Origin of the sequence: Oribacterium sp. oral taxon 102, from assembly GCF_013394775.1 — a bacterium.
Taxonomy (GTDB): domain Bacteria; phylum Bacillota; class Clostridia; order Lachnospirales; family Lachnospiraceae; genus Oribacterium.
On the sequence record NZ_JABXYT010000001.1, the window covers coordinates 1,906,842 to 1,924,404 of the forward strand.

Genomic DNA, 17,563 nt, shown 5'->3' on the forward strand with positions numbered 1-17,563 from the left:
TTTCTGCATAAGTCCTCGCGGCACTTCGCGGCTTCGCTGCTTTCGTGCCGCTGACAGCTATTCGCACTTTCGCGATGCTTCCGCATCGCTTCGTGCGACTCGGCTTCGCCCGGGAGGCTTCAGCCGACCTCCCTCAGTGTAGCAATCGCAAGCGATTGCTCTGAACCGCTCAAAGCCGCGTGGCTGCCCCGATCTCTGATCGGGGCAGTTGGGAGGCACACCTCTTCGAGATGTGGTCAATTACGCTCCGAGTCTGCCTGATGGCAGACTTCTACGCTCTCATACCTGTTGTCCCGTCCGATAAACATGCGTCTGCCCATGCAAGCACGGCATCCGCATGTTTGCCGTCCGGGGACTTATGCAGTAAAAAACCCTTACAGCGCTGCGCAACGCTGTAAGGGTTTGGAATCCTGCTTTCTTTATCTACCCTGAAAAGCGTGACGCAAACAGCCATTACTGTCCACGACAATAATGTTCACCAGAATCATAATGACGGATAGAATCATGGTAATATTCACAGCCCTGCGTCTCCCTTTCCTGATTTTTCGTTATTATCCCACGGAATATCAGGGCTGTCAACAATAAATCGGTTATGGCTCCTATATCGCAATTCTCATGACGCTCTATTTTTTACACCGCTCTTCAAGCTCCACTCCCGGCAGAATCACCAAACTGCCCGGCTCTACCTGACCTCCGTCACACCATCCGTCCGGATCCCGGTGTTCTTCACATGGACAGTCTCCGTCCGGCCATTCACCTCCACATGGGCGATGCACCGATTGGGACGATCTGTAAATATTCCCGTAGTAATGTTCTCATACCGCAACGCCGTCACCCGTTTATGATCTGGATCTGGCAGGAACGCATGGTATCCAGCGCGGCCAGGTGCTTCTCCGGCGTAACCCCGGCACAGCAGGCAGCATCCACGGAAATCTTCACCTCCGGCATGGAAGCCTTAAGCAAAAGCGCATTGGAAACCACACAAATATCCGTGCAGAGGCCGATCAGCTCCAGCTCAATCTCCTCTCGCGAGGCGATCATCATCAAATCCGCAGCCAACGCCAGGCTGCCAAAGGTCATTTTCTCATAGATCTTCGCACCGGCCAAAAGCTCTGCAATCTCCGGACGGATCTGCCAGCCGTCCGAACCTTTGATGCAATGCGGCACCGGCAGGTACCTTCCCTCCTGTGTCTCTATGTAATTGGCACCGTGGGTATCCATGGTGGCGATCACATCTGCCGCAGGATAAGACCGGATTTTCTCCTTCACGGCCTCCACGATAGCGATCGCTTCCTTCGTCCCCAGCGCGGCATCTATAAAATCGTTCTGCATGTCGATGACAACCAGTATTTTTCTCATCTCTTTGTCCTCATTTTTTTAGTGCTTCGCTCAAGCCACGGGGGGTGCAGCGTTCGTATATCACCTTACTTCGCTACCAAATCCAGCAGGCTCTGGTAACTGTCCACCACATCATAGACAAGCTCGCCTGAGCCCTCTCGTGTCAGGCGAATGACACAAAATATTTTTATAAATCTATGATTGCCTCATTAAGCAAAAAATCCTCTACTCCAATGTATAAAATACCATCATTATCATGTTTAGGAATAATGTGCTTCCTTACAATAACAATCTTTTTAAATGAATCATCTATTTTCTTAAGTGATGCCGTTTCTTGTTCTCTTTTCTCTGTACTGTCTACATTCAAAGCTGATTGTATATAGTACCTTTGATGTCCTTTGTTTATGACAAAATCAACCTCAAGCTGAACCTTTCTTCTGTTTCCGTCTTTCTTAAAATCGTGTTCTACCACACCGACATCTATATTGTATCCTCTACGAAGCAAGTCGTTATAGATGATGTTTTCCATAATATGTGTGTCTTCTACCTGCCTGAAATTTAATCTTGCATTTCTAAGACCTATATCTGCAAAATAATATTTAAGCGGCGTTGAAAAGTATCTTGAACCCTTAACATCATATCTGTTGGCATGGTATATAACATATGCCTCCTCAAAGAAACTAAGATATTTGGAAATAGTATTGGAAGATATTTTTATCTGCTTCTCTGACAAAAATCTTCTTGAAAGTTTAGTCGGATTGGTGAGTGAACCAATGGCGGAAGATGTGAAGTCAAGGAGTAATTCAAGTACCTCCTTCTCATTTTGTATGTTATTTCTTTCAAGAATATCCTTTATATATGTTTCCCTAAATAAGTCCTTCAAGTATTGATTTTTTTCCTCATCGCTTTTTAAGCTATAAATATACGGCATGCCTCCATATACGGTATAATGTTCAAAAGCTGACTCTTTGTTTTCATGCAAATCGTAAACTTCCGCAAATGATAAAGGATTTACATGTATCTCATCACCGCGATCTCTAAACTGTGTCAGCACATCGGATGAAAGCATTTTAGAATTACTGCCTGTTACATAAATGTCCAAATTGCTCTGTTTCATAAGCCCGAGCAAGACATCAACAAAGGTTACATTCTTTTCTTTACTATCCACATAAGGATTCCTCACCGCAATAGATAATTGAATTTCATCAATGAAAATATAGTATTTTGTACTTCTATTTTTAGTTTTTTCCTTAATGTACTCGTTCAATCTGAATGGATTTCTATATTCAAGATTATCTATTTCATCAAGTGCAATAGATATAATTTGATTTTCTTTGACGCCTTTAGACAATAGGTACTCTTGGTACAAATTAAATAATAGATATGATTTCCCACATCTTCTTATCCCCGTAATAATCTTTATCCTGCCGTTTTCTCTTTTATCTATAATTTTCTTTAGATAATAATCTCGTTCAATTCTCATATAACTGCCTCACAAGAATAATTCAGGTGGATTTCCGCCTTTTTATTTCGAGTTTATTCTATCATAAATCGGTAAGCCAATCAATAATAGATAAAAAAATCAGGTGGATTTCCACCTTTTTATTTCAAGCCTTGTATTTTTTGCTGAATTCCGTTGTCTTTGGCAAACCCGGCACGACTCACACCTTCTCACACAAATACACCCACTTAATAGTCTGTTGTAGGAAATTCTCATAAGTCCACCTCGTCCTGCCATGTCTTTGCAAGTTAAAATAATTCAGTCTAAATTATAGCACCTTTCCTCCGATTTCCCGCTACCGGTCTGATTTCCGCTGTGCTATACTTCGGGAAAAGCCTGCCGTATCGAAGCATTCCCGCCTTAGGCGAAGAACTACGGGGAAAGAGAGAAAAGAGAGGAAATGGAAGGAAATGAAAGCCTTATTATCTGAACTGATTCTTTTTGACAGCCTGAAAACAGATCCGGTGCTCCGGCAGATTGCGGAGATCCTTTCCGAAGCAGAATACAGCGCTGCGGAGGATGCCGCACATCTCTCCGCGCTCCGTGCACGGCTTTTCTCGGAGGTGCACCATATTCTCGAGACAGCTACCCGCTACGGCTTCCGCGACGACCTCTGGGGCGGTTACCTTACCTGGCGTATGATGACCGACGAGCATCCGCTGGCTCTCGTCAGCGAGAAACGGGAAATGCCGAACGGCTCCGCCGCGGATCTTTTCGAGATGGATCTCAAGAAGATCCATGCTCTCCTGCATTATGATTTTTCCTCCCTCGAGGAGAAGCTCGGAACCGCCGTGCTCTCTACCCTCCGGCATTATCATGCCGTGCAGAAAAACGAACGAATGTATTTTCGCTCCCTCTCGGAGATCGTCAACAGTCTGAGAGAACGGTTGATGCAGGACTCTGCCGCACTGCCGCAGCTGATGCAGGATTTCTACCGGGATTACGGGGTCGGGCTCCTCGGTCTCAATAAGGCGTTCCGCATCCGGGAGCTGCCGGACGGCACGTCGGAGCTGGAGCCGATCCACAATCTGGAACAGGTGCACTTCGAGGATCTGCTCGGCTATGAGTCCCAGAAGGCTCTGATCCGCGGAAACGTAGGCGCCTTTCTCGAGGGACGAGCCTTCAATAATATGCTGCTCTACGGCGATGCCGGTACCGGCAAATCCACCTCGGTGAAGGCGGCGCTGCATGAATTTTATCCGCAGGGGCTTCGGCTGATCGAGATCTACAAGCACCAGTTCCGACACCTCTCGCAAGTGATCTCGCAGGTGAAGAGCCGGAACTATCACTTCCTCCTCTTCATGGACGACCTCTCCTTCGAGGAATTCGAGATCGAATACAAGTATCTGAAGGCGGTCATCGAGGGCGGCTTCGAGACGAGACCGGACAATATTATGATCGTGGCGACCTCGAACCGCCGTCACCTCATCAAGGAGAACCTCTCCGACCGGAAAGATATGATCGATCAGGAGGATCTGCACCACTCTGATACGGTAGAGGAGAAGCTCTCGCTCGTGGATCGCTTCGGGCTGAATATCCTCTTCTCCCGTCCGACGCACGAGGAGTATCTCCAGATCGTACGAAAGCTCGCGGCACGTTACGACATCCTGCTCTCCGACGAAGAGCTGATCCGCCGTGCCAATACCTGGTCAGTTCGAAAAGGCGGCTGTACAGGGCGGATCGCGCAGCAGTTCATCAATTCACTCGCACCGAGGCTGTCCTTATAGCCTGTGCTTCCCTTTTCCATGAAAAAAGCGATTGCCCGTGCAATCGCTTTTTTACACTCCCTCTTCCTTCCTCAAAGCTTCGGAGTTCTGTGAAGAATCGCTTCCCGCTCCGGTCCGTTGGAGACCATCGTGATCGGTGTCTCGATGTGCTTTTCGATAAAGTCGATATAGCTCCGGCAGTTCTCCGGCAGCGCTTCATAGCTTTTGATGCCGCGGATATCGCACTGCCAGCCCGGAAGCGTCTCATAGACCGGCTTTGCGCGGTTCAGCTTCGTGGTGACCGGGAAATCTGTCGTGATCTCTCCGTCGATCTCATACCCGACGCAGACCTTCAGCTCCGGGAGATAGCCCAGCGGGTCGAGCACAGTCAGTACCGCCTCGGTCGCGCCCTGCAGCTGGCATCCATACTTCGAGGCGACGGCATCATACCAGCCGACTCTCCGCGGACGCCCTGTCGTCGCGCCGTACTCGCCTTTGTCCCCGCCTCTTCTGCGAAGCTCCTCCGCCTCCTCTCCGAAGAGCTCGGATACGAAGTCGCCCGCGCCGACTGCGGAGGAATATGCCTTCGTCACCGCAATGATGTCCTTGATCTCATAGGGCGGAATCCCCGCGCCGACCGCGCCGTAGGCAGCGAGGGTCGAGCTGGAGGTTACCATCGGGTAGATGCCGTGATCCGGATCCTTCATGGTTCCGAGCTGCCCCTCGAGAAGTACGGTCTTGCCCTTCCTGAGCGCTTCCCTGAGGAACCTGGAGGTATCCGCGACAAACGGGGCGATCAGATCCCGCTGGGCGTGCAGCTCGGCGAGCAGCACATCATAGGACAGCGGTTCCGCATGGTAGAGTCCCTCCAGCAGCGCGTTCTTGATCTCGATTACCTTGCGGAGACGCTCTGTCAGCACCGTCTCGTCGAAAAGCTCCGCCACCTGCAGCCCGATCTTCGCGTATTTGTCGGAGAAGAAGGGCGCGATGCCGGACTTCGTCGAGCCGTAGCTCTTCCCGGCGAGCCGCGCCTCCTCATAGGCATCCAGCGCCTTATGATACGGCATCATTACCTGTGCACGGTCGGAGACGAGGATCCGCGGCTCCGGAACGCCGGCCGCAACAATCGCCTGCAGCTCCTCCACAAACTTGCGGATATCCAGTGCCACACCGTTGCCAAGCACACAGGTCGTATGCCGGTAGAAGATCCCGCTGGGCATCAGATGCAGGGAAAAGCGCCCATAATCATTGATGATGGTATGCCCCGCATTGGCTCCGCCCTGAAAGCGCACCACGATGTCCGAGGTCTCCGCCAGCATATCGGTGATCTTCCCCTTGCCCTCGTCGCCCCAGTTTGCACCTACGATTGCTCGAACCATTTTTTTCTCCTGTTTCTCTCCACCTTTTCAGCCTCCCTTCGAGCGGAGCGCCGGATTCGTGGAGGAGGAATTGTGTGAAAACGCTATTTCTTCGTCAGTCCCGCGAACCAGATGAAGATATAGATTACAGAGGGCACAACCATCATTCCGAAAAGAATCGCCAGCATGTATTCCTGCGGCGCGCCGGTAAAGGCGAAGAAGAGCAGCAGGAGAAGCAGCAGCCCGATCAGAACCAGCGCGAGCCGCGCCAAAAGCCTCTTCCACTCCATCTCTTCCCCCCGTCCTTCTCTGCCGCCCTCTATGAAGCCGCAGGCAGTATTCTGCTGCAGTCCCTACATGCCCTCGAATGGATCGTTTTGCATCATGGATGCCCTGCGATTCTCATACCTTCGACCCGCCTTGCACTCTTCGCGCTATTCCCTATCCCCCGGCGCAGAACCGCTCATATTATACCCTGATTTCCAGCGCTTTTCAAGGAAAGCCGGCATTTCTCAGACCCTGATCTCCGCGCGGAGCCCGAGCAGTCCTCTGTTCTTCTCAAGGATCGGATGAATCACTTCCCTGATGAATTCCTCCGTCTGCTCCGGCGCACGTCCGACATAGCGCTCCGGCTGCATTGCCGCCCGAAGCTGCTCGAGCGAGAGCTGGAAGGAGGGATCAGCCGCAATCAGCTCGAGGAGATTGTTGTCCTTCCCCTCCACCTTAACATTCCGCCCTGCCTCCATCGAGAGACGGCGGATGCGCTCATGCAGCTCCTGCCGGTCGCCGCCTGCCTTGACCGCGTCCATCATGATATTCTCGGTCGCCATGAACGGCAGCTCCGCCATCAGATGCTTCTCGATCACCTTCGGGTAGACCACGAGCCCGTCTACGACATTCAGGTAGAGCTCGAGGATACCGTCGATTGCGAGGAAGCCCTCCGGTACGGACAGGCGCTTGTTGGCGGAGTCATCCAGCGTCCGCTCGAACCACTGGGTCGACGCCACCAGCATCGGGTTCATCAGGTCGCTCATCACGAAGTCGGCGAGAGAGGCAATTCGTTCGGAGCGCATCGGATTCCGCTTGTATGCCATGGCACTGGAACCGATCTGCTGCTTCTCGAAGGGCTCCTCCACCTCCTTCATGTGCTGCAGCATACGGATATCATTCGTAAACTTATGCGCGGACTGGGCAATGCCGGAAAGCACGGAGAGCACGCGGAAATCCACCTTGCGGGAATAGGTCTGTCCGGAAACCGGATAGCAGCCCGGGAAGCCCATCTTCCTCGCGATTCTGCAGTCGAGCTCCCGGCACTTCGCATGATCCCCGTCGAAGAGCTCGAGAAAGGAGGCCTGTGTGCCGGTCGTACCCTTGGAGCCCAGAAGCCGGAGACTCTCCAGCACGAAATCCAGCTCCTCCAGATCAAGCAGGAGATCATGCAGCCAGAGTGCCGCCCTCTTTCCGACCGTCGTCGGCTGCGCCGGCTGGAAATGCGTGAAGGCAAGCGTCGGAAGCGCCCTGTATTTCATCGCGAAATCCGAGAGCTCCTGCATCACATTGAGCAGCTTCTTTCGAAGAAGCTGCAGCCCCTCCCGCATCGTGATGAGATCCGTATTGTCCCCGACATAGCAGGAGGTCGCACCGAGATGAATGATGCCTCTGGCGTTCGGGCACTGCAGTCCGTAGGCATAGACATGACTCATCACATCATGCCGAACCTCCTGCTCCCGTTTCTCCGCCTCCGCATAGTTGATCTCGTCCTGATGCGCCCGAAGCTCCGAAATCTGCTCCTCCGTGATGGGAAGTCCGAGCTCCCGCTCCGTCTCCGCCAGCGCGACCCAAAGCCTCCGCCAGGTGCGGAACTTGAAGTCCTGTGAAAAAATATACTGCATTTCCTCGGAAGCATAGCGTCCGGTAAGCGGACTTGTATAGCGGCTGTGATCTGCCATGACTCTTCTCCTTCTTCGTCTGTAATTACGCGAGCGCGTCCTGCATACTATAGAGCCCCGGCGCCTGCCCCTGCAGGAACCTCGCCGCCGTCAATGCCCCCTGTGCAAAGATTGCTCTGGAATAGGCGGTATGATTCAAAGTGATGACCTCATCCTCTCCGGCAAAAATCACATCATGCACGCCGGCGATGCTTCCGCCGCGTATCGAGCTGATGCCGATCTCCTCTCTCGGACGCGCCATCCGCCGGTCGGCTCTCCCATAGACATAGCGCATCTGACCGGCAAGCGCCGCATTGACTGCGTCAGCAAGCGCCATCGCCGTCCCAGAGGGAGCGTCCGTCTTGCGCCGGTGATGCTGCTCTGCGATCTCGATGTCAAAGCCCTTCTCAAAGAGCTTTCGCGCCGCAGTCTGTACCAGCTCGAGCAGCAAATTTACGCCGATGGACATATTCGCACTGCGGAGAATCGCTGTACGCTTCGACAGCTCCTCCACTCTCCTAAGCTGCAGCTCCGAAAGCCCTGTCGTACAGAGCACGAGCGGCTTTCCGCTATGCTCCATGAAGTCCAGCAATCCATCAACCGCAGCGGCGGCGGAGAAGTCGACGACGACATCGAAATCCTCCCTCACCCTCGAGAAATCATCATAGACCGGAAAGCCCTCCGTCGAAGAGGCGATGCGATCCACGCCTGCGACGATCTGCACGCCCGCATCCCCTTCGACGGCACGCGCAACATTACCTCCCATCACCCCCAGCGCACCATGCAGTAAGATTTTCAGCATTTTCTCTCCCTACCTCTCTTGAATGCTATATACTTATGCGACGAATCAGCAGCAGCTCAGGTAAGCCATTCATAATCCGCCGAAGCGGAAACGATTGCTATAAATTCGAAGCTCCATGCCGAAAGCTTCGGCACTGCCAATCGTATCCGTCCTGCGCGCCGCTTCTCTGAACTGCTGCATGTATTATGAACACAGCGGCTCTCCCGCCGTACCGTCCGATGCGCTGCCGGCGGGCAGTGCTGTCAGCAGAAGAGAGCAGCCCTCAAGAACTGCTCTCTGCCGAAACAAGGCATCAGAGGATGCCGTACTTCTTCATCTCTTTTTCCAGAACCTCCCGGTTCTTCTCCTCCATATCCGTCAGCGGGAGGCGGAGGGAGCCGACTTCCATCCCCATCAGATTCGCCGCTGCCTTGACCGGGATCGGATTGACCTCGGAGAAGAGCGCGCGGATCAGCGGCAGCGCGCGGAGCTGTTCCCTGCGGGCACCCGCGATATCGCCGTCGAACCAGCGCTGACAGATCTCGTGGGTCTGCCGCGGCGCGATGTTGGAGAGGACGGAAATCACACCGGAGCCGCCGATGGAGAGCAGCGGGACGATCTCGTCGTCATTGCCGGAGAAGAGCTCGAAGCGCTCATCCACGAGCGCCATCAGAGCAGAGCTCATCGCGATGTTGCCGGTCGCATCCTTCACGCCGACGATGTTCTCCACCTCATGATAGAGCCTCGCCATCGTCTCCGGCAGTATCGTCATACCGGTACGGGACGGCACATTGTAGAGGATGCACGGGATCCGCACCGATTCCGCAATCTGTGCGAAATGGCGGAACAGCCCGTCCTGCGTCGCCTTATTGTAGTACGGCGTCACGAGCAGCAGTCCGTCCGCGCCTGCCGCCTCTGCCTCCCGTGAAAGCTTCACGGCGGTAGCTGTACAGTTCGATCCGGTGCCTGCGATTACAGGGATCCTATGGTTCACCACCCTGACACAATAACGGATCACTTCGCTGTGCTCCTCTTCAGAGAGCGTCGCCGCCTCCGCCGTCGTGCCGCAGGCGATGATCGCATCAGTACCGCCCGCGATCTGCTCCTCGAGCAGCTCGGCAAGCTTCTCATAGTTCACGGAACCGTCCGCATGGAACGGCGTAATCAGCGCCACGCCGGCGCCCTGAAATACAGCCATGTGAAATCCTCCTCTTCTGCTTACCTGAACTGTTGTAAATTCGTCGATTCCGATACCCGCGCCTCTAAGTGTCTCAGCTCCCGTTTATCCCTGCTTACGGGCGAAGCCTGCTCTCTTCCGAAGCGTCGGATCCAGAATCTTCTTACGGATGCGGAGACTCTCCGGCGTCACCTCCAGAAGCTCGTCATTGTCAATGAAGTCGATACACTGCTCCAGTGACATGAGCTTCTTCGGAACCAGCTTCAGCGCCTCGTCGGAGCTGGAGGTACGGGTATTGGTCAGATGCTTGGTCTTGCAGACATTCAGCTCGATATCCTCCGACTTCGGGCTCTGCCCGATCACCATGCCGCTGTAGACCTTCTCTCCCGGTCCGATGAAGAGCGTACCGCGGTTCTGTGCCTGGAAAAGACCGTAGGTCACCGCCTCGCCCTGCTCGAAGGCGATCAGCGAGCCCTGATGCCGGTATGCAAGCTCCCCCCTGTACTCTCCGTAGCCGTCAAATTCCGTATTCAGGATACCGTTGCCCCTGGTATCGGTCATGAACTCGCCGCGGTATCCGATCAGTCCGCGGGACGGAATCTCGAATTCCAGCCGCGTATAGCCGGTTGCGAGCGGGCTCATTCCATTGAGTGTCCCCTTTCTCTGCGTCAGCTTCTGGATAACTGCGCCGGTGCAGTCGTCCGGAACATCAATATAGGCGATCTCCATCGGCTCCAGCTTTCTGCCCGCCTCATCGGTACGGAAGATAACCTCCGCCTTGGAAACCGCGAACTCGAAGCCCTCGCGCCGCATCGTCTCCACAAGCACCGAGAGATGCAGCTCGCCGCGCCCGGAAACCTTGAAGCAGTCCGGCGTATCGGTTTCCTCTACACGAAGCGAAACATCTGTATTCAGCTCCCGGAACAGACGGTCGCGGATATGGCGGGAGGTCACGAACTTCCCCTCCGTGCCCGCGAGCGGGGAATCATTGACCATGAAGTCCATGGAAATGGTCGGCTCGGAGATCTTCTGGAACGGGATCGGCTCCGGGTTCTCCGGACTGCAGATCGTATCTCCCACATGAAGATCCTCAATGCCGGAAACCGCCACGATATCGCCGAAGCGCGCCATATCTACATCGGCCTTCTGCAGACCGTTGAATTCATAGAGCTTCGTGATCCGAACCCTTTTCTTCTTGTCCGGATCGTGATGGTTCACGACGACCGCATCCTGATTCACGCGGATCGTACCGTTCTCCACCTTACCGATCCCGATCCGTCCCACGAACTCATTGTAGTCAATCGTGGATACCAGAAGCTGCATCGGCGCACTCTCCGAGCCCTCCGGTGCCGGGATGTAATCGAGAATGGTCTCATAGAGCGGCTTCATATCCGTCTCCGGATCCTCCAGATTTCTCTTCGCATAGCCGTTCTTGGAGGAGGCGAAGAGGAAGGGGCAGTCCAGCTGCTCATCGCTGGCATTCAGATCCATCATCAGCTCCAGTACGTCGTCCACGACTTCCTTCGGACGTGCCATCGGCTTGTCGATCTTGTTGATGACAACCAGCACCGGGAGCCGCAGATCCAGCGCTCTCTGGAGCACGAAGCGGGTCTGCGGCATCGGGCCCTCATAGGCATCGACGAGCAGGATCGCGCCGTTCACCATCTTCAGGATGCGCTCTACCTCTCCACCGAAATCCGCGTGCCCCGGCGTATCGATAATGTTGATCTTCGTGCCGTTATAGGAAATGGCGGTATTCTTGGACAGAATCGTGATGCCTCGTTCCCTCTCCAGTGGGTTGGAGTCCATGACGCGGACGCCGACCTCCTGATTCTCACGAAACGCGCCGGACTGCTTCAAAAGCTCATCCACCAGCGTCGTCTTGCCGTGATCGACATGGGCAATGATCGCCACGTTTCTGATATCTTCTCTTCTCTCTGACATTTTCTGACTTCCTTCTTTATCCTCTCCGCCGGGACGCAAGTTCGCTCCGGATTTCCCTGATGGGAAATCTCTCCGCTCAAACTCACAGAGTATACCACTGTGTTCTTTCTATTTCAAGTGAAATGCCGCCGTGTCCGAGCTCCTCAAGCTGTTTTTCGAAGGACGGGAGCGCCTCCTCCGGAATCAGCCAGCTCACCCGCACCTTGTCTGTATAGTCGGTGCTCTCCTCTCGGATAGACAGCCGCTCCGTGAGATAGCGCAGCCTCCCCAGCAGCGTATAGTCAAACTCGGCGGTTCCGCGGTAACCGCACACCGCCTCCATAAGCACAGCGTTCCGCACTGCCTCCTTCGCGGCTGCAGTATAGGCGCGCACCAGTCCGCCGGTTCCGAGCAGGGTTCCGCCGAAGTAGCGCGTCACGACCAGAAGCGCATCCCGGAGCTCTTCCCCCTTCAGGACGCCGAGGATCGGCAATCCCGCCGTCTGCGAGGGCTCTCCGTCGTCCGACTGCTTCTGCGTCTCACAGTTCCGTCCCAGCACATAGGCATAGCAATGGTGCCGCGCGTCATAGTAGCGCTTCCGCACGGAGGCAAGCCGCTCCTCTGCCTCCGTCTCCGAAGAAATCGGAAAGAGCTCCGCGAAAAAGCGTGACTTCTTCTCCTCATATTCTCCGGTGGACTTTTCCCTTACATACTTCAAATCCGCTTCCCCTCTCTACTGCCGCCGGAGCTCTGCGACGGATATCCCTGCGGAACCCTCTACGCACCGCTGATGATCGGGCTGCCGTCATGGTTGTTTGTCGGGCCCTCTCCGATGATTACGCTGTCACCCTCTTCTCCGGAGGGCTTCTCCTCTGTCTCCGGCTCCGGCTCGAAGTACCTGTCATCCGTATACTTCCCCTCCTCGCCCCGCGGCGGAAGGACAGCACCCCAGCTCGTATGGACATCACAGTGCAGCTTCGGCTCGGTACCGGCAGCGAACAGCTCTGTGATTACCGCGCTGCCGCGGTAATCTCTGTAACAGCCCTCTGTCGGCATAAGCCCCGACTTCCGGCAGACCCGTGCCTGCACAATCCCCTCCGGCTCCGGGAATCCCGGATCGGACAAGCCTTCATGTACGCGGCTCATGATCTTCCGCCAGATGTCCTTGTGGTAGCCTGTGCCGCCATTATACTCTCCGGTCTTCGCATCGCGGAGGGACTGGTTCTCATCGCAGCCGCCCCAGATACCGCCGATATAGTAGGGAGAGAAGCCCACAAACCAGATATCCCGGTTATTTGTTGTGGTGCCTGACTTCCCCGCAAGGCTCATCCCGTCGAAATGGGCTCTGGTCGAAGTCGAGCTGACACTTAGCGAGGCGGCGAACGCCCGGTGCGGCAGCATGGAATCCTTCATCGCATCCGTCAGGAGGTAGGCAGAGCTCTCCTGCATCACCTGCTCCGGAGCATCCTCTGTCGTATCAATCAGTACCTTCCCGTCCTGATCCACGATCTTCGTGAAAAACTTCGCCCGATTGAGCTTCCCGTCGTTCGCGATCGCACTGTACGCCTGCGTGAGTTCCAGATTGGAAACCCCTCTCCGCAGTCCGCCGAGTGCCAGTGCACCGCTCTCGTCCTCATCCGTCAGAGAGGTGATCCCCAGCGACTCCGCGTAGGCTCTGCCGTTCTTCGGCTGCACCGTCTCCATCAGCGTGCGCACCGCTACGATATTCAGCGAATAAATAATGCCGTCCCGAATGCTCTGATAGCCCAGATATCCGCCGGAATACCAGTTCCGAAAGGTCTTCTGTCCGAGCGTATACTCGCTGTCATAATAGGTCGTGGCGAGCGTTGCGCCGTATTTGTCGATCGCCGGAGCGAAAGCGCTCACGACCTTGAAGGTCGAGCCCGGCTGCCGCAGCGTATTGGTCGCACGGTTCAGCGAGAGGCTCGCCCGTTTCTCTCCCCGTCCGCCGGAAATCGCCAGCACCTCCCCGCTGTGCGGATCCATCAGCACGAAGGATACCTGCGGCTCCAGCGTCGTATCGAAGCGCTCGCCGAGAACGCGGTCGTCCGAGAGGAGCAGACTCTCCCTGTACTGCTCCACATAGCTTTCGGCTTCCTCCTCCGACTTGTAGAGCCCGTTGAAGGAGATGCCCCGCACCTCGGTGATATAGCGGAGCAGATCCTTCTCCGAATAGTTGACCACCGTTCCGTCGCTGTGCGAAATCGTCAGTCTCCAGCTCAGGGAATATTTCTTCGTATCGTAGTTGTCCGGATTGTTGACCTCCTCGTCTACGATCGCCTGTATCTTCGGATCCTGCGTCGTATAGATGCTGAGGCCGCCGGAATACAGGAGCTTCGCCGCCTGCTCCTTCGTATAGCCGAGACGCTGCTCCAGCGCCTCCATGACCTGCTCCGTCAGCTCGTCCGTGAAGTAGGAATAGGTGCTGCCCCGTTCCCGGATCTGGGTATTGACATTCTGTATCCGTGTGTAAACATCATCCGCCAGCACCGCCTCATACTGCTGCTCTGTGATATAGCCCTGCTCCAGCATATTTTTCAGCACCTGCTTCCGTCGCAGTGCATTGTTCTCCGGATGCGTGATCGGGTTCAGGCGGGAGGGATTCTTTGTGATCGCGGCAATGACAGTACACTCGGAGAGGGTCAGTTCAGATACCTCCTTATTGAAGTAGCGGCGCGCCGCCACCTTGACTCCCAGCGTATTGGCGCCGAGGTTGATCGTGTTCAGATACTCTGTCAGGATGCTCTCCTTCACCGTCTGCTTCGAAAGCTCCGGCTGGTTCTCGATCTCCAGCGCGAGATACTGCTCCTGAAATTTTCGAACATAACGCTGGAAGCCGCTCTCGTGGAGCCCGCCGCCGAAGACATTATTCTTCAGGAGCTGCTGGGTCAGCGTAGAGCCGCCGCCGGCTCCCTCGTCATTGGAGAGCACGCCCTTCGCCGCACGCAGAATAGATTTCAGGTCGATACCGTTGTGCTGCCAGAAGCGCTCGTCCTCGATGGCGACGAAGGCATTGACCAGATCCTTCGGAATCTCCTCATAGCTGACCCGTTCCCGGTTAGAGCCCTCCGTCACCAGCGTCGCCACCAGATTTCCGTCCCTGTCGTAGGTCTTCGTCGCATAGGCGGTCGGCCCGATGTGTATCGTATGGATATCCGGCGCCGAATCCAATATCCCGCGGAACATCCCGAAGCCCAGCGCTCCGGCGAGCAGGATCGATACGATCACACCCATGAGGAGGGCTGCGCCCAGAAAACCGGTAAAGCGGTGCCAGATCCGGATCCATGGGCTCTCCATCTCATAGAGCGTGTTTTCGATATGGTAACGGGTATATTTCATCTTCTGCCTTTCGCATCCGGGAAACGAACATATTTTTTCGTATAAAGTATAGCGAAGTTGAAAACCCTTTGCAATAAAAAAGGGGGATATGGCAAAACGATTTGTCGTTTTCCCCTATCCCCCGGCTCCCTTCCCGGTTTTCGTCGAATGTTCCGCCTGGAATTGCTTCTCTGTTCGCGATGCGAGAGCTTCGAAGAAGCGGAGCAGCGCGCAGAACCTCAAAGATGCGGAGCAGCACACAAAACTTCGAAGAAGCGAAGCAGCTCGAGAGCTTCGAAGAAGCGGAGCAGCTCGCAGGACTTATATGATTGATGGTGCCGAAGCCTCCGACATGGAAGTAATCAGTGCCCCCCTGCTTCCCCCGCACCTCAGAGAATGGAGCGGATATAATCGCCGATCTCTGCGTCCTTGCAGTGCGCAAAGAAGAGCTCGGAGAATTTCTCTCCTGCGAAGGCACCTCTGACAAGCTCCGGATCGAGCTCGCGGAAGATCTCCACGAGATTCTGGCGGTAGCTGTGCTTCTTCACCTCATCGAGGATCTTCTTGTTCCTCTGCTCCGGCACGACTCTCTCCTTCGGGTATCCGCCGCCGAACGGCTCGGAGAAGAGCTTCTCGAAAATGTATTCGAGATTCAGGTCGCCGCCCCAGCCGAAGCCGAGCGCGAACGGAAGCGCAATCGCATTGCCGTCATTGATCTGCGCAAAGGTATACGCATCCAGTGGAGACTCGACATGTCCGCAGATCACGCCCGGAAAGGAATTCAGCGCGAGCATCGCGCCCTCTCCCGTGCCGCAGCCAGTCACGACAAAGTCCGCTGCGCCCGCATTCAGGATCGCCGCCGCGAGGATTCCGTTCTGCACATAGGTAAGCTGCGCGCTGTCCTCCGCGCTGTACATCCCGTAGTTGTCCACCTCATAGCCCAGTCTATCCGCAACCTTCCGGAGCGCCTGATAAATCAGCGGATTTTTCGCTGCCTGACTATTCTCGTTGATTAGTGCAATTCTCATCTTCTCTACTCCTTTATAAACCAGTTTACCAACTGTAAGACATTTTACTGTATCCGCAAGAAAAAAGCAAGAGCGGAGCCCGAGGGCAGAGGATGCCCGGAGGCTCTTAAAAGCAAAGGAAAAGCCCTGTACTTATTGCCCGGGGCATCGATTCTACACGATATTTCAAGTAAATCAAGGAAAATCAGCAATAAATGAGAGCGGACGGGCAATGGAGGAACGGCACGGAGCCCGCCGCGGAAGAGCTGCTCAGCGGAGCGGTTCCCTCAAAAGACAGCGGAGCACCCGCATTACCCTGCGGATATCGGAAATATCCACATACTCATTCGGCTTGTGTGCCAGTCTGAGCTTCCCCGGCCCGTAGGACAGACAGTTTTCATTCCCAAGCGTTCCCGCAATGACCGCCGTATCCGTATAGCCCGGAAACAGCGACACCACTGCCTCTTCTCCGGTCGCCTCCCGCACGGCTTGCCGAAGGCTCTGCAGGAGTCTGCTCTTTGGACAGGGCGGGATGCTCTGCCGGTCTCCGGTCAGAAGGATCCGGAATTTGCTTCCCGGCACTTTCTCCGTTGCCGCGCGCTCCGCTCTGCCGAGCAGCTCCCGCAGCATCCGGCTGTCCGTCGGCGGCACAGTCCGCAGATCGATCCATACCTTCGCATGATCCGGTACGACATAGGGACGATAGCCTCCTGTGATCTGCCCGAAGGTAATGGTGGTTCTCCCCATCCTCTCATCCTCGGGAAGCTTCGCTACCTCCTCACGCAGAGCACAAATGAAGTAAGACAGCGCCAGTATGGCATCCGTTCCCTGCTCCGGCATACTCGCATGCGCAGTGACGCCCTCCGCCTCTGCCTCGAACCAGACTCTTCCCTTGTGACAGTTCTGTATTCTGCCATCCGTCGGCTCCAGATCCATAACCCAGTCCGACGCGCTGACCCAGCCATCCCGGATCACGCGCTCCGCTCCGCGCATGAAGTCCTCCTCGTCCACACTTGCAATAAAGCGGAGGGTTCTGTACTTTTCCGGAGCCTTCTCTCCCTGCCGCAGCCTTCTCTCCCCGGCTTCCCGGCAGAATGCAGTCAAAGCGCAGGCAAGTCCGGACTTCATATCGCAGGAGCCTCTCCCGTAGATGCGCCCATCCCGCTCCGCCGCGGAGAACGGGCCTCCCGTTTCTTCGCTCCAGCCCTCTCCCGCCACGACGGTGTCCATGTGGCAGATCAGAACGAGAGCAGGCTCCTCTTTGCCGGAGCCTGCCGGAGCCGAAGAGCCCGGAAGCTCTGCGAGAAGGTTCCGCCTCCCCGTCAAAACCTCCGAACGGCAGAGTCGCACGCCGTCCGCTCCGAGCTCCTGCCGGAGCGTTTCATAGATATATTCCGAAATACGTCCCTCATAGCTTCCGGGATCCGTGCTCTCGATCCGTACCAGTTCCTTGCAGAGCCGTATCGCATCTTCCTCTCCGTAATCGGTAAACCGAAACATCTCTC

Annotated in this window: 13 protein-coding genes; 1 reads left to right on the forward strand and 12 read right to left on the reverse strand. The window is 55.3% G+C overall.

Translation table 11 applies throughout. From position 1 onward, the window contains the following. Nucleotides 1–831: 831 nt before the first annotated feature. Nucleotides 832–1,359: a cysteine hydrolase family protein gene (locus HW273_RS08610; RefSeq protein WP_179011529.1), complete on the reverse strand. Its 528-nt coding sequence runs from the start codon at nt 1,357–1,359 to the stop codon at nt 832–834. Between the two features lie 166 nt (nt 1,360–1,525). Then, complete coding sequence (locus HW273_RS08615; protein ID WP_179011531.1) at nt 1,526–2,821, reverse strand: ATP-binding protein; 1,296 nt, start codon at nt 2,819–2,821, stop codon at nt 1,526–1,528. A 428-nt stretch (nt 2,822–3,249) separates the two neighbouring features. On the opposite strand from HW273_RS08615, the gene HW273_RS08620 reads away from it, so the two are divergent. Continuing rightward, nucleotides 3,250–4,566 (forward strand): ATP-binding protein, encoded by a 1,317-nt coding sequence (locus HW273_RS08620; RefSeq protein WP_179011533.1) that lies wholly within the window; start codon nt 3,250–3,252, stop codon nt 4,564–4,566. Between the two features lie 71 nt (nt 4,567–4,637). Here HW273_RS08620 and HW273_RS08625 read toward each other — a convergent pair whose 3' ends face one another. The 10 genes from HW273_RS08625 to HW273_RS08670 form a co-directional block, all read right to left on the reverse strand. Continuing rightward, a complete protein-coding gene (locus HW273_RS08625) occupies nt 4,638–5,924 on the reverse strand; it encodes an adenylosuccinate synthase (protein WP_179011535.1) in 1,287 nt (428 codons plus the stop codon). 83 nt (nt 5,925–6,007) lie between these two features. Next, nucleotides 6,008–6,193: a phosphate ABC transporter substrate-binding protein gene (locus HW273_RS08630; RefSeq protein ID WP_179011537.1), complete on the reverse strand. Its 186-nt coding sequence runs from the start codon at nt 6,191–6,193 to the stop codon at nt 6,008–6,010. A gap of 222 nt (nt 6,194–6,415) precedes the next feature. Next, a complete protein-coding gene (purB, locus tag HW273_RS08635) occupies nt 6,416–7,852 on the reverse strand; it encodes an adenylosuccinate lyase (RefSeq protein WP_179011539.1) in 1,437 nt (478 codons plus the stop codon). A gap of 25 nt (nt 7,853–7,877) precedes the next feature. Beyond that, nucleotides 7,878–8,633, reverse strand: coding sequence for a 4-hydroxy-tetrahydrodipicolinate reductase (gene dapB / locus HW273_RS08640; protein WP_179011541.1), 756 nt, complete (start codon nt 8,631–8,633; stop codon nt 7,878–7,880). A gap of 292 nt (nt 8,634–8,925) precedes the next feature. Further along, nucleotides 8,926–9,810, reverse strand: coding sequence for a 4-hydroxy-tetrahydrodipicolinate synthase (gene dapA, locus HW273_RS08645; protein WP_179011543.1), 885 nt, complete (start codon nt 9,808–9,810; stop codon nt 8,926–8,928). 84 nt (nt 9,811–9,894) lie between these two features. After that, nucleotides 9,895–11,733: a translational GTPase TypA gene (typA, locus tag HW273_RS08650; RefSeq protein WP_179011545.1), complete on the reverse strand. Its 1,839-nt coding sequence runs from the start codon at nt 11,731–11,733 to the stop codon at nt 9,895–9,897. 82 nt (nt 11,734–11,815) lie between these two features. Beyond that, nucleotides 11,816–12,430 (reverse strand): YigZ family protein, encoded by a 615-nt coding sequence (locus HW273_RS08655; protein ID WP_179011548.1) that lies wholly within the window; start codon nt 12,428–12,430, stop codon nt 11,816–11,818. A 59-nt stretch (nt 12,431–12,489) separates the two neighbouring features. Further along, nucleotides 12,490–15,072, reverse strand: a complete 2,583-nt coding sequence (locus HW273_RS08660) for a transglycosylase domain-containing protein (RefSeq protein ID WP_179011550.1) — start codon at nt 15,070–15,072, stop codon at nt 12,490–12,492. A gap of 368 nt (nt 15,073–15,440) precedes the next feature. Further along, on the reverse strand, nt 15,441–16,079 hold the full coding sequence (locus tag HW273_RS08665) for an RpiB/LacA/LacB family sugar-phosphate isomerase (RefSeq protein WP_179011552.1): 639 nt from the start codon (nt 16,077–16,079) through the stop codon (nt 15,441–15,443). Between the two features lie 249 nt (nt 16,080–16,328). Next, nucleotides 16,329–17,558 (reverse strand): M20 family metallopeptidase, encoded by a 1,230-nt coding sequence (locus tag HW273_RS08670; protein WP_179011554.1) that lies wholly within the window; start codon nt 17,556–17,558, stop codon nt 16,329–16,331. Nucleotides 17,559–17,563: the final 5 nt, after the last annotated feature.